Annotated in this window: 15 protein-coding genes; 4 read left to right on the top strand and 11 right to left on the bottom strand. The window is 35.8% G+C overall.

From position 1 onward, the window contains the following. Positions 1 to 52: 52 nt before the first annotated feature. The 5 genes from ACMT7R_RS10905 to ACMT7R_RS10885 form a co-directional block, all read right to left on the bottom strand. Entirely contained in the window at positions 53 to 523 is a 471-nt protein-coding gene (locus tag ACMT7R_RS10905; protein WP_415311904.1) for an uL30 family ribosomal protein, read from the bottom strand. Positions 524 to 531: 8 nt separating this feature from the next. Beyond that, positions 532 to 1152, bottom strand: a complete 621-nt coding sequence (locus ACMT7R_RS10900) for a 30S ribosomal protein S5 (protein ID WP_415311903.1) — start codon at positions 1150 to 1152, stop codon at positions 532 to 534. A 139-nt stretch (positions 1153 to 1291) separates the two neighbouring features. Beyond that, positions 1292 to 1864, bottom strand: a complete 573-nt coding sequence (locus ACMT7R_RS10895) for a 50S ribosomal protein L18 (protein WP_415311901.1) — start codon at positions 1862 to 1864, stop codon at positions 1292 to 1294. A 455-nt stretch (positions 1865 to 2319) separates the two neighbouring features. Then, a complete protein-coding gene (larB, locus tag ACMT7R_RS10890) occupies positions 2320 to 3099 on the bottom strand; it encodes a nickel pincer cofactor biosynthesis protein LarB (protein ID WP_415311899.1) in 780 nt (259 codons plus the stop codon). Positions 3100 to 3112: 13 nt separating this feature from the next. Beyond that, positions 3113 to 4030, bottom strand: coding sequence for a malate dehydrogenase (locus tag ACMT7R_RS10885; protein WP_415311897.1), 918 nt, complete (start codon positions 4028 to 4030; stop codon positions 3113 to 3115). A 141-nt stretch (positions 4031 to 4171) separates the two neighbouring features. Here ACMT7R_RS10885 and larC point away from each other — a divergent pair, with 141 nt between their 5' ends. The 4 genes from larC to ACMT7R_RS10865 all read left to right on the top strand — a co-directional run bounded on the left by larC (position 4172) and on the right by ACMT7R_RS10865 (position 8077). Beyond that, positions 4172 to 5434 carry a nickel pincer cofactor biosynthesis protein LarC gene (gene larC, locus ACMT7R_RS10880; RefSeq protein ID WP_415311895.1) on the top strand — a complete coding sequence of 421 codons (1263 nt, stop codon included), beginning with the start codon at positions 4172 to 4174 and terminating at the stop codon, positions 5432 to 5434. Between the two features lies 1 nt (position 5435). Next, a complete protein-coding gene (gene larE, locus ACMT7R_RS10875) occupies positions 5436 to 6326 on the top strand; it encodes an ATP-dependent sacrificial sulfur transferase LarE (RefSeq protein WP_415311893.1) in 891 nt (296 codons plus the stop codon). Further along, positions 6323 to 7498 (top strand): cysteine desulfurase family protein, encoded by a 1176-nt coding sequence (locus ACMT7R_RS10870; RefSeq protein ID WP_415311891.1) that lies wholly within the window; start codon positions 6323 to 6325, stop codon positions 7496 to 7498. The genes larE and ACMT7R_RS10870 overlap by 4 nt, the downstream gene beginning before the upstream one ends. 81 nt (positions 7499 to 7579) lie before the next feature. After that, the gene (locus tag ACMT7R_RS10865) at positions 7580 to 8077 is read left to right on the top strand and encodes a redoxin domain-containing protein (RefSeq protein ID WP_415311890.1); all 498 of its coding nucleotides are present in this window, start codon (positions 7580 to 7582) and stop codon (positions 8075 to 8077) included. A 70-nt stretch (positions 8078 to 8147) separates the two neighbouring features. Here ACMT7R_RS10865 and ACMT7R_RS10860 read toward each other — a convergent pair whose 3' ends face one another. The 6 genes from ACMT7R_RS10860 to ACMT7R_RS10835 form a co-directional block, all read right to left on the bottom strand. Beyond that, positions 8148 to 8660, bottom strand: coding sequence for an acetyl-CoA carboxylase biotin carboxyl carrier protein subunit (locus tag ACMT7R_RS10860; RefSeq protein ID WP_415311888.1), 513 nt, complete (start codon positions 8658 to 8660; stop codon positions 8148 to 8150). A gap of 1 nt (position 8661) precedes the next feature. Next, positions 8662 to 10173, bottom strand: coding sequence for an acetyl/propionyl/methylcrotonyl-CoA carboxylase subunit alpha (locus ACMT7R_RS10855; RefSeq protein WP_415311887.1), 1512 nt, complete (start codon positions 10171 to 10173; stop codon positions 8662 to 8664). Positions 10174 to 10185: 12 nt separating this feature from the next. Next, positions 10186 to 11730 (bottom strand): acyl-CoA carboxylase subunit beta, encoded by a 1545-nt coding sequence (locus ACMT7R_RS10850; RefSeq protein WP_415311885.1) that lies wholly within the window; start codon positions 11728 to 11730, stop codon positions 10186 to 10188. A 96-nt stretch (positions 11731 to 11826) separates the two neighbouring features. After that, positions 11827 to 12078: a hypothetical protein gene (locus ACMT7R_RS10845; RefSeq protein WP_415311884.1), complete on the bottom strand. Its 252-nt coding sequence runs from the start codon at positions 12076 to 12078 to the stop codon at positions 11827 to 11829. 29 nt (positions 12079 to 12107) lie between these two features. Continuing rightward, on the bottom strand, positions 12108 to 12557 hold the full coding sequence (locus ACMT7R_RS10840; RefSeq protein ID WP_415311882.1) for a hypothetical protein: 450 nt from the start codon (positions 12555 to 12557) through the stop codon (positions 12108 to 12110). 52 nt (positions 12558 to 12609) lie between these two features. After that, positions 12610 to 13830, bottom strand: a complete 1221-nt coding sequence (locus tag ACMT7R_RS10835; RefSeq protein WP_415312198.1) for an AAA family ATPase — start codon at positions 13828 to 13830, stop codon at positions 12610 to 12612. Between the last annotated feature and the right edge of the window lie 19 nt (positions 13831 to 13849).

Below are 13849 nucleotides of genomic sequence, written 5' to 3'. Positions count from 1 at the left end.
TTAAAGTTTGCAATCCACAATCAAGACAAAAATTATTTATGCTAATCATATTTTACATCATCCTTTTTACAAGTTCTACAAGTTCACGGTTTTCGCCCAAAATTCCATTCTGGGAATAAAGTACTTTTGATTTCCTTTTAAATCCACCACGAGGTGGATTTAATGCGAACCAGGGTTTAAGCCCAGATATCTTTGATAGAAATGATTCGTTTTTTGTAATATCAGTAACTACTTTATCTATATCAGGAGCATTTTCAAGATTTGTCTGCGATTCCTTATTAGAAGACAACAACTTGGTTGAAGTATGTCTTCCCTTCTTCTCCACAAATTCACGAATAAACCCTTCATCAACTGACGTCCAAGCTACTATTTCCTTAATTTTTCGTAGCATTCCTAGTGTTTGCTCATTTTCTGGAATCAATGTTGCTCTAAATTTCTTTTGTAGGTGTAAATTATCCAAGGTACTTTGCGCCCAATTTGGAATATTTACTGTCCCCTTCATTCTTACGACCAGATATACCATTCCAAATCCTATCCTGTTACAAATGTACTCCGTAATGCGTTAAATATGGCTTTGGCTGTGGATGACATGGTATTAGTAGAGCCAAAAGATCGGCTCCAACAGTCCTTTAGTCCTGCCAATTTCAATAGGTTTCGTATATTTTCGCCGGCAACGATTCCTAACCCTCTTGGTCCAGGGATCAATTCTATTGTTACACTACCTCCTCGTCCTTGGACTTTAAAAGGAACAGAATGAGCTTGATGACATCTGCATTCCCAGCTACCACATCCAAGTTTTACTGGGATGACGTTGAGGTAAGAAGCGTTAGTAGCCTTATCAATAGCGTTTCGCATTTGAGAGGCCTTCCCCTTTCCTATCCCAAACCAACCTGACTCGTTTCCTATCGCCACCAGGGCATTGAATCTAGTTAATTCACCAGCATCAGTTTGTTTTTGTACTATTTCTACACTAACCACTTGTGTTTTAATATCAGGTAACAAATGTTTGACAATTTCTGATTCCTGGATCCTCATACCATTTTCAAATATCTGTTCCATAGAGTTAATCTTACCACTGGCCACCATTACGCCTAAGGTAGTTCTAGGTTTCCACTCTACCTCGGCCTCGTTAGATCTAGACATTCTGCTCATTGTCTACACCTACAGCTCGTAATTAATCTGAAAAATATCAAAGTTTTCATCCCTAATTCATCTTAACCTTATAGAAATCAATATTTTTTTGTTTATTATTCTTTCGGTATGTTTATAATTTGTCACTCACTTCGTCGCCTCATTCAAATTTACTATTTGAAATATGATTCTTAATTTCTTCGAAATGTTTAGGATATTCTTCCGGATTTATATTATTGCTAATCAATTTTGAAAATTGTTTTTCATAGCGATTTTTATCTTCTTTCAAGTTAGTTGCATATTCGGATACATGAGAACCACTAATCCTATCATCACTTGGTAAGGATTCCTCTGAGAGTGGAATGTTAATTCCTGCCGCGGAAATACCTTTTAAACAGGCAGCTACTTTGCTTGTGAAAGAAGTTTTCCCCGTATACAAAATTGCAGAGTCAATTTTCTTGGCTCCCATTTTCTTTCCGAGAATCAAACCGACCAAAAAACAAGCTGACAAGTTATTTTGCGAGCCCTTCCATCCATACTTTCCAAGCTCTTTGCTACCTGCATGTGTTAAAACCAGGTCTCCCTTGATCGCAGGTTGAACAAGTTGACAATAAATATTTTGATTGCTTATTTTGATGGTTACAAAGTTTCGCCTCGAAATTAATACAGCTTTCCTTTTTCTGTAATTGGTTTTATTGTTTCGTATTCGTTTAAGGGTTTTAATATAAGACATTCACTAATCCTTTCCTTTATGCTAACAATCAAGAAAACTTCTTGAATCTCTTATAAACGTTTTAAAAAGTACAAAATATTCCTTATCCAACAATGATAAAATATTTGATCGAGTTAACAATACAATTCGATTTGCCGATAGCATCCAGACAGATTGAACCCATCAGTTATTCACAGTAAGGTAGTAATAATGACAATAATAATTATCTGCTTACCCTAGCACTATTCACAAAAAATTCTAGCCATTATGACACTTGAGCTTCAAAAACATAATTTATGCTTAACAAATCATAATCTCTCATGATTAAACAGATTAATTAAGACTGAATGTATGGAACTTTTGCTTTTCAATAAAGAGTATAAAAGGTAAACTAGAGTCGCTACATCCAATTGAATTTCAATCAAGGATTTTTAAATTCCTTTGCAAGACCGACTACTGGGATTCAAAGATTATTATCAGGTACTACCTTTCTTTGCTACCATACTGGCGAAAATACCCCCTCCTATCCCATTATCTATGTTTACTACCGATAGTCCAAAAGAGCATGTTTGGAGCATAGAGGCCAATGCTCCCACTCCGTTACTTCCAAACCCATATCCGAAGGAAGTTGGAACTCCTATCACCGGTACGTTAACTAGTGAGGTAACGATGGCCGGCAAGGCTCCTTCCATGCCAGCTATGGCTACTATTGCATCGACTTTATTAGTTGTCATCTTCTTCAGTGGTCCGATCAATCTATGAAAACCTGCTATTCCTACATCATATGTAATATACGAAGTGCAACCCATTACTCGAGTAGCCAGTCTCGCTTCCTCGGCTATTCCCATATCCGAAGTACCTGCACTGATTATTCCGACCTTACCTTCCCGTATCGATGGAAGAGAAGTTTCATTTTTATAGACAAGAATTGAAGTACTGTTTCGACCTTGATCGACGATATAGCCGGCTTTAGCGTAGTAAGAGACAAATTTGGGAACCAAAGATGGTTTAATCTTACTTACCAGCACGTATTCTTTCTTTTGAAGAATCTTATTTAGGATAAGTAACAAGTCTTTGGGTTTTTTGTGGGTTGCAAGTACTACTTCCGGAATAAATTTCCTATTTGCCCTATCGATATCTAATTGTGCAACTTGGTCTTCTATATGCTCTATGGAGAAAAGGGAAAGAGAATCGAGAACGTCTTCTAGACTTTTCTTCTTGTCCCTGTAATCTTGTAATACGTCCTTTATATCCATAGAACATTCTTATTTATAATGGAAGTGAGGAAATCGCTTCCCTTACGTTTTGAATACCCTTCTCAAATTCCTGGCGTTCAAAATCGTTCAGAGGTAGTTCAACAATTTTTTCAATTCCATCCTTACCAACTACTGCTGGAACACCTATACATACATCATTTACCCCGAATTCTCCTTCTAAATATGCAGATAAGGGAATCACACTTTTTTTATCCTTAATTATGGCTTCTGTCATGGTTGCAACCGCGTTTCCTGGTGCATAAACGGTAGCTCCTTTGAGCTTTATCACCTCAGCTGCGACTTGCTTAGTCTTTTCATAAATTTCATTTGATTGATTTTCATTTATGAAGTTGTTAAGCGGTATTCCAGAGATTGAGGAGAATCTAATTAGTGGCAACATTTTTTCTCCATGTTCACTGATAACCATGGCTGAGATAGATTCTCGTGAAAGTTTTGTGTATTCATGAATAAAACTTGCAAATCTTGAAAGGTCTAACATACCCCCCATTCCCATGACTTTGTTTTTAGGATATTTAGTAGTCTTTAATGCCAGATAAGTCATAGGATCGAGGGGATTTGTTACAACAATTAGTATAGCATTTTTATTGTGCTGTGAAATTTTTGTAGCAACATCTTTAACTATTGATGCGTTGGTCTTTAAGAGGTCCATTCTAGTCATTCCAGGTTTTCTACCAACACCTGCTACCAAAATAACAATTTTTGAATCTCTTACAACACTAAAATCATTAGTTCCAATCAGGTCGCTGTCTAATCCCTGAACAGATAGTTGATGATTAATGTCCATTGCTTCACCTTGTGGCAACCCTTCAATAATATCTACAAGGTTAATTTTAGAATCCAATTCTCTCAATCCACAATTTAAGGCTATTGATGCTCCAACCTTACCAGAGCCAATGATAGATATAGTCATGTATTTGTAAAATTATTTTTTTTATTTATAGTTTTAAATCCGATTTGTCCGCATTATGGTGATTTCACGATATTTCAGAACCAGAGGCAGGTAAGCTTACGATAACTCCATAAAACGGAGTATATTATATTACTAGTCAGAGTGACTAAAATTGCGGTAATAGACGCCCAGCTCGGTGGAATAGCAGGGGATATGTTTTTGTGTGCTCTAGTGGATTGTGGTGCTGACAAAGTTAAGATCATAAAAAAAATAAGACAGTTCGAAAAGGTATTTGCTGGATCAATTATAAAAGATATAGATTTTTTAACAACAGAAACCCATGGTATCAAAGCGACAAAGTTGCACATAGCTTTGGAGGAAAAATATTCTGAAAGGCAGGCAACTGAGATGTTACAACTTATGACTAAGTGTTGTAATTGTTCAAAATTAAGTGATAGAGGGAAGCAATTTGTGCTCAATTCATTGAAAGCCATAATTAAAGTAGAGTCTGTAATTCATAACAAAAGTCCCAAGGATCTTTATTTGCATGAAGCTTCCAGCATTGATACCGCCGTTGATTTAATAGGAAGTGCAGTGGCATTGGAGGATTTGAATTTATTTGAGGATACCATTTTTTATACTACAAAAGTTGCGATAGGTGGAGGAACCACAAGCTTTTCTCACGGTGTGGTACCTAATCCGACAAATGCCGTTTTGGAGATGTTAAAAAGCCTTCAAATCCCGATTGCAGGAGGTCCAGTTGATTCCGAACTTACTACACCGACTGGAGTGGCAATACTCTGCGGTTTAAACGCCCGGGAAACCTTATTTTATCCTGATATTTATATAAATAAAATCGGGTATGGTACTGGAATAAAGAAGTTTGAAAAAATCCCAAACTTACTAAGAGTTTGTGTAGGGAGTAACATTAACGAAGAGAAAATTTCTAAAGACTTTGTAACAGTTTTGGAGACTAACATTGATGATGTATCTGGTGAGATCCTAGGGAATTTGATAGAAAAATTATCTTCAGAAGAATTAGGGGTCAAAGACGTTTCAATAATTAATGGCTTGACAAAAAAAAATCGACCTTTAAGTGTTCTTAAGGTGATCTGTTCTGAAAAAACAGAAAAAAACGTTGTAAGAATCATTTTTGAGGAAACTGGTACTTTAGGTATCAGGAAAATGATAAATGAAAGATATAGATTAGAGAGACATCAAATAATAGTACCTATTAAAATTATGAAAAAAGATTTTAAGATTACTGTAAAGATTTCAAAAGATGATAACGGGAATGTAATTAACATGAAACCAGAATATGAAGATATCAAAGATCTCGCGAATGTATTAGGCTTTAGTTATAAAAAAACTCAAGAATTGGTCAATAATTTAATATTTCAAAAAAGTATATTAAAACGAAGATAAATTGCCCATAAAGACTATCAACGATATAGCACATTCCAGTAGTGAGAAGTATACAGATTTATTAAATTGGTTCAAGTCCAAAAACTCGAGGGTAATGATTGCTCTGTCAGGTGGTGTAGATAGTGCATTTGTGGCTATGGCAGCAAGACAGGCCTTAGGTAAAGAAAAGATTTTGACCGCTACCGCAAATTACAAGACTTTGGCAAAAGAAGAACTAGAGGTAGCAAAGAAAATAGCTAAAGAAATTGATGTGGACCACATAATGATAGAGTATGATGAACTTGCAAATCCAAATTTTGTGAAAAACGATAGTCTAAGATGCTTTCATTGCAGAAATGAACTCGCAGATAATCTTCTAAGAGTTGCCAAAGAGGAGAAAATCGAATTGATTGTTGATGGAAGTCAAATAGACGACTTGGAAGATTACCGGCCTGGGATGACTGCACTGCATCAGAAAGGGATCTGCAGTCCGCTGATAGAAGCGGGTCTAAATAAGCTTGAGATACGTTATTTGGCGAAGGCTAATAATCTGTCTGTCTATGACAAACCATCTAATTCGTGTCTAGCGTCTAGAATTCCCCACGGTTCGGAAGTGACTTTGTTAAAGTTAAAAAAGATTGAAAACAGTGAAAGTGTAATAAAGAAAATCTCGAAATTTAGGAATTTAAGGGTTCGGGATCATGGAGATCTGGCAAGGATAGAAATAGATAAGAAGGAGTTTACTAAAATATTGGATCCTGAAACGCTTCAAGATTTAGTTACAAATCTAAAAAATAAGGGTTACAAGTATGTAACACTTGACCTCGAAGGATACCGAAGTAACAAAAATGATTACTCAATTGATACTGAAATAGATAATATAGATCCCGACGGAAGTAATGATCGTAAATGAAGGAAAAATCAAGAATATACTTGGATAATGCAGCTTCGACACCGATTGATTCGGCAGTAAGTGATGTAATGATACCTTACATATTTGATCACTTTGGAAATCCCTCCTCTCTTCATGAAAATGGGAGAAAAACTACTTTGGCTTTGTCCAAGGCCAGATTTCATGTTTCAAAGCTCATAGGTGCTAAGCCAAATGAAATTTATTTTACTTCTGGTGGGACTGAATCCAATAATATGGCACTTATCGGATACTCAAAAGCAGTAAAAAAGTTGAAACCAGAATATGATAGAATATTAGTATCCGAAATAGAACATGAATCAATACTAGAAACAGTAAGATATCTTGAAAAGGATTTGAGGTTTGCCATAGATTTTATTAAAACCACTAGAGATGGTTTCGTAGATCTGAAATCATACAGTGATCTTTTATCACCTAAAACCTGTTTGGTAAGTGTTATGCTAGTTAATAACGAGATTGGTACAATACAACCAATACAATCGATGGTTGAAATATTAAAGAAAAGAAACTATGATACGCTATTTCATTCAGATGGGGTACAAGCATTGGGAAAAATTCCTATTGATGTACGGCAGATGAAATTAGATATGCTCTCGATTTCATCGCACAAGATAAACGGGCCCAAAGGAATAGGAGCTTTATACATTAAGAGAGGAATTTGTATCGAACCCATTGTATATGGCGGAGGTCAAGAGATGAGTCTAAGATCCGGAACGGAAAATGTTTATTCAATTGTGGGTTTTGGAAAAGCGTGTGAGATTTGGAAAAATAAAATGAACCAGAGTAATTCAGTTGTTAGAGAGCTCCAAAAATACATGATTAATCGCGTGATGAATGAAATACCTGGATCAAGAATTAATGGTTCATTGCAAAATCGTATATCCAATAATGTAAATTTTTCTTTTAAAGGAATTAATGGTGAAAATTTACTTGTAAAGCTAGACGAGTATGGAATTGAAGCATCTACCGGCTCAGCGTGCTCCTCAAACAAAAAAAAGCAGGCATCCCATGTATTAAAGTCATTGGGACTATCATACGATGAAATTTCCGGTTCAATAAGATTTTCGTTAGGAAGTCAGAATACCTTAAACGAATTGGAAGTTGCTGTGAAGGTTTTAAAGGATGTAATTCATGAATTCAGAGAGACAAATTAGCAAAGTTAATTTTTGGATTTGCTACATGATTCAAACCATGAATATAGAATAATTTATTATATTGAAAATATACTTTACTGTATGAACAAGAGTCTTAGCGATAAAAATATTGAAGTAGGAGATAAAGCCCCAGATTTTGAACTCCTGGATACTAATCAGGATCTTCATAAATTGGCAGACAACAAGAATGGAATGACGATCCTGGCATTTTTTCCTGCAGCTGGTTCTCCAGTTTGTACTGTGGAAATGTGTAACTTCAGAGACTCCCTCAATAGCCTTAAGAATAGGAACGTTATGGTTTTGGGAATATCAGTAGATAGTCCTTTTGCAAATAAGGTTTTTGCAGAACATCATGGGCTTAATTTTCCAATTTTAAGCGACTATGATAGGCAAGTAATCGAAAAATATAATGTGGTAATGCCTAGTCTTGGAAAATTGAAAGATTATAAAGTAGCCAAGAGGGCTATTTTTGTGATTGACAAAAACTCTCAAGTAATATACAAATGGGTAACAGACAATCCATTGATAGAACCTGACTATAACGAAATCAGAAAGATTACAAACACAGTCACAGAATAGTCATTAATCGAACTTATAAAAGGTATAGAGTCGGTTCATCCGGATAGATCAAAGACATGACAAAAATAAATTATTCTAGAATTGCGACAACATCATTTCTAGAAATACTTTGACCTTCTTTTACTTTTAGTTCTTTTATATTTCCGTCTCTATGTGATTTGATAGCAACTTGCATTTTCATTGATTCCAATATCACAATGTTGTCTCCCTGTTTTACAATGTCACCTTTATTAATCGCTATTGAGATAACTCGTCCTGGAATCTGACTTGAAATTGTATTCTGTGAGTTCGCTCCACCCGACAGTGCACTTGACTTTTCAATTATTTCAGAGAGCCTGATATGTTTCTTAAGTGTCATAGGAATGTTATCTAATACTATCTTTAATTCAGTACTTGTAGAGTTACTAATCTTGGTTTCATGATACATACTATCGAAAATAAATTCAAATTTATCTGTCTTGATATCAATGATTTTGATCAGATGTTCAGTGCTGTTGATCTCAACGATAAGATTGTTGTCTTTATCAAATCCCATTATCTTTCCTTCAAATTCTTGATTAATTTCATCAACTTTTATTTCCATCTCAGCAATTCAATCCTCCAAATTTCCAGCTATTTGATATATTATTTTCAATTGTACTGCCTTTCTTAACAAACTCGGATTGTAGAATTGCAGAACTTACAGCAGGTAATAATCTTTTTTGCAAATCGGAATTTAGCGATTTTTGTTCATCCTTCATTTTTTGAATAATAGAATATCTATCCAGATAATCTGTGGATAACTCCCCCGAAATAAAGTGCTCGTCATTCATAATCGTTTTATATAGAGGAATAGTCGTATTTATCCCCTCAATAACAAACTCATCTAGTGCGTTTCTCATCCTACGTCTTGATTCATCAAAATTTGCACCCCACGAAATAAGTTTTGCTGTTAACGAATCATAAAATCCCGATACGGTACATCCTGGATATAGGTATGTATCCACTCTTATACCTGGCCCATATGGAAGATTACAATCAGGGACTTTACCCACTGAGGGAGCGAAGTCATAAAAGGGATCTTCGGCATTAATTCGACACTCTATAGCATTACCTGTTAGTTTCAAATCGTTCTGTTTAAACGGTATTGATTCATCATTGGCTATAGATATCTGAAGCTTTACAAGATCGATACCCGTCACGAGCTCAGTTACCGGATGCTCTACCTGTAATCTAGAATTGATTTCTATGAAATAAAAGTTACCTTCTGGATCACAAAGAAATTCTGCAGTTCCCGCATTTAGATAATCGACAGCATCGGCGGCCCTTTTTGCAATTTCTCCAATTTCATTTCGTTTTTCAGGGGTCATGATTGGTGAAGGAGACATTTCTATCAACTTCTGATGCCTTCTTTGAATAGAACACTCTCTCTCAAACAAGTGTCGGGTGTTTCCATGAGAATCCCTGATTAATTGAAATTCAATGTGTCTAATTTTCTCTAAGAATTTCTCTACAAAAAGAGCTGCTTTACCAAACGCAGCCTTTGATTCGGCAGAGGCCATCTCAAATTCTTCTCTCAATTCCTTCTCATCTTTAGCCAGTCTAATTCCTCTTCCGCCGCCGCCAAATGCAGATTTTAATAAAACTGGATACTTAGCATCGTTAGCAATCTGAACTGCCTTCTCCACATCCTCTATAACCCCATCACTACCCGGAACGGTGGGAACTTCAGCGTCTTTCATGATACGTTTACATTTCATTTTATCGCCCGTCAAATCCATAGCCACACTTTTTGGACCGATAAAAATAATGTTATTTTTTTCACATAATTCGGCAAAAGTTTCATTTTCAGAAAGAAATCCATAACCAGGATGGATAGCATCAACCCCAGCCGCTAGAGCAACTTCGAGAATCTTGTTCATATTCAAGTAGCTTTTAGATGGAGCCGCAGGGCCGATATGATAGGCAGCATCTGCACGCTTTACATGAATAGAGCGAACGTCCTCATCAGAAAAAATCGATACAGATTTAATATCCAGCTCTCTACACGCTCTTATTATTCTTAGTGCTATTTCCCCTCTATTCGCAATTAGTATGCTTGAAATTTTTTTGGTCATCTAATATACCCTTTAGAGATTGATATTTCCATGCTTCTTCCACGGCCTACTTTCTTTCTTATTAGATAATGCATTAAGAGCACTAATTATTGTACTTCTGGACTCCATTGGATCTATCACTAAATCTATTGTTCCTCTTTCTGCTGCAATGTAAGGATTAGCAAACTTGTTTCTATATTCTTTTGCTAGATTTTTCTTTTTGGAAGATGCATCAGGAGAATCCTTCAGACTCTTTCTATGAATAATAGTTATAGCAGCTTCGGGACCCAGAACAGCTATCTCGGCAGTTGGCCATGCGATATTAAGATCAGTTCCCAGATTCTTGCTGCCCATAGCAATGTATGCACCTCCATATGCCTTACCAATTATACAGGTTATTTTAGGCACTGTAGCTTCGCAGTAAGCAAAAAGTAATTTACTTCCATGTCTGATTATGCCGTTGTGCTCTTGGTCTGTCCCCGGTAAATATCCAGGAGTATCAACTAGAGTAACAATAGGTATATTAAAAGAATCACAAAATCTAACAAACCGTGCTGCTTTGTTTGAAGAGTGAATATCTAAGGCTCCTGCGAGGAAGAGTGGTTGATTTGCGATGATACCTATGGACCTCCCCCCCATTCGTGCAAAGCCTACAACAATATTTTCAGCGAATAGCTCATGAACCTCAAAAAAAACCCCATTATCAACTATCGATCTTATGACTTCTTTCATGTCGTAAGACTGATAGGGATTGTCTGGTAAAATTTTAATTAAATTTGGATCTACTCGACCAGGATCGTCAATATTTTCGGTCAGTATTTTTGGCTCTTCTTTATTATTTTGTGGTAAAAATGATATCAATGTCTTGATCTTGTCCATACAGTCGACTTCATCTTTAGCTACAAAATGGGCAACGCCTGATTTTGTGGCATGAGTCCTTGCACCTCCCAATTCTTCAAAAGTAACCTCTTGACTCAAAACTTCCTTAACAACCTCCGGACCTGTTACAAACATTTGTCCGATATTTTCAACCATAATTACAAAATCTGTCATAGAGGGCGAGTAAACTGCTCCCCCCGCACATGGTCCAATACTGGCTGTTATTTGAGGAATAACACCAGATGCAAGTGCATTCTTTAGAAAGATATCACCATAACCATCTAAACTTGATACTCCTTCTTGAATTCTGGCTCCACCAGAATCTAGAATTCCAATAATTGGACAACCTACTTTCAGCGCGTGAGACATCACTTTGGATACTTTTTTACCAGCCATTTCGCCTAATGAACCTCCCAGAACTGTAAAATCATAAACATAGATGAATACTTGTCGCCCGTTAACAGTACCGAATCCTGTAACCAAACCATCACCATAATACTTCTTTACTTCAGGATCATCACCCCTATGGGTTACAAACTTGTCAATTTCTGTGAAGGAATTTGGATCTAATAATAGATTTATCCGCTCTCTCGCAGTTAATTTTCCCTTTGAATGCTGGGATTCAACTTTATCCTGACCTCCACCTGCTTCTGCACTGTGTTTTCGGTCATAATATTGCTTTAGTTTCTCCTCATGCATATATTATGTTCTTAATCCCTGACATTATTTAATATAGACTTTGCTATAAATAAGGAAATCAAAATCATTGAACCTTGACGATATTTGTCAATATTGTTATTCCTTATCTCTTAGTTCACGCAATCCGTTCCTTCCCCCCTTAGCGCGTCTAAAATAATTTAATCCCAAATTATAATTCTCATACAACGATTCAAGTGTCTCTATTTCCATTTTTAAGAAGTCTTTTTCATAGGCTGAAGAATTATTTGAATTTTGTAGTTCTTTTAATTTTCTTGTTTTTTCAGTGAGGATTTTGCTGACATTGTATTCATATTCGCTAGACAATTTCTGACGGGTATTGTGTACCATTAATATTTATTTTAACTTTTATGGAGAGCCTATTTTTTAATTCTTCGGTTAAAAGATGTTTTATAATCTTCAAAGATTCTAGTATTAAACCCTTTCAAACAAAGAGCACAATACAGTGATTTTAGTTGATTACCCCCATCTACGATTTTGATTAGTTCAATAATTAAAGGATCGTTTAGGTCCACTGGGTTGTTACAGATAAAGCATAGCTCATTTTTCTGCCGTGTTGAAGTAGTAGCAACGGCATCAATCATGGCCCCCTTATTCATTCCTACATTACCACGATTTCCTATAGGATTAGTGTCTTGTTCAATTTGTTTAGATCCTAAATAGCAATTAGTATGAACTATGGATTTGGTATTTCTTGACCAGTAGCCAACATCTCCAGTGTTAATCTTTTGCTTGCAATTCAAGCATACTCCAGAAAATTTTATCTTGATCTTCAGCCAATCCCCAGAATAAAACTTACTATCGCTCATTGTTTAGGTTACACCAACATCTCGACTAACATCTTTTTGAAGGTTTCGAATGTTACCTTGATTTTTCCTTCTCAATTATATCATTCAACTTTGAATTATCAGGATTTTTGAAATCAATTGTACTGAGGTTTGAATTTCTTAGAATTTGTATCAAATAAGGATAATAGAAAAGTCCGACGTTACTCATTCCTGCATGAAATTCTCTGGCTAATTCGGCTCTAACTTGTCTCAGTGTTTGACCACGCATGAAAATTGAACCAATTAACGGGAATGGAACTGAATATTGATTGTATGTGATTGAGGGAAACCTGCTGTAGTCAAATATTTTCCAAACTAGTATATCGTTCGCATATTTTAGTAATCTCCAATTTCGATTTTCATAAATTTTATTTACGAACAAATCTGCCTCTGACAGATGATGTAATAAAGCTGCCAAATCCATCGAGGTAAGTACCTTGTGATTGCTTACTATGCTTGTGTACAGTGCATTCAAAAAATCTTTGCTTCGCTCCTCTGGACTATATCCAAACTTAGGAGTAGAATAACGAATTGAAGAACGAGACAATAATTCCTTAGTTTTTGAAATATCAGTGGAGGAGAAAAAGTAATTGACACATTCTTCTATAGGTATCTCTTGTCTGAGTCTTGAATCAACTTGAAATTTACCTTCAAGAATTATCTGCATTCCATTCAATAGACTTCGAGCATCTCCTTTACTCTGTTTAATTAAATCTAGCTTTACATTTTCACTTATGCTTTTTTTTTCTTCATCTAGAACATGCTGTACTAGTAGATAACTTGCAAATGGTGATAACGGGTGAAATGATATGGTCTTACTATTCTTTATCACATCCTTCATTTTTGGGCCCCTTGAATTAGCCGCCATAATTATTGGGATATCAGAATCTTTCAATACCGCACCTAAATATGAAGATCCTCCAAAATCATCTCTACCCGAAATACCGTCAACTTCATCTAAGAAAAGCAATATTTTTTTTCCAAAAACACTACGGTTGGATAATATTGGGCCAATAATGCTTTCTAAATTTATCTTGTTTCTCAAGTCGCTAGCATTTAGTTCGATCAGATCATAATCAAGATATTTTGACAAAGCCTTTACAAAAGAGGTCTTTCCTGTTCCAGGCGAACCTATCAACAATAATGGTTTAGTACCTTTTACCCATGTAGCAAGCCAGTCTATTACTGTGATCCTTTCTTTCTCATTTCCAAAAAAACTATCAATTTTTTCTATTCGATATTTTTCAGTCCACATCAATGCCTTCCAACTCTCT

The organism is Candidatus Nitrosocosmicus sp. FF01, assembly GCF_047711275.1.
In the GTDB taxonomy this organism is placed as follows: Archaea; Thermoproteota; Nitrososphaeria; order Nitrososphaerales; family Nitrososphaeraceae; genus Nitrosocosmicus.
Note: the sequence above shows the minus strand (reverse complement) of the source record. Positions and strands in the feature narration are given on the sequence as shown.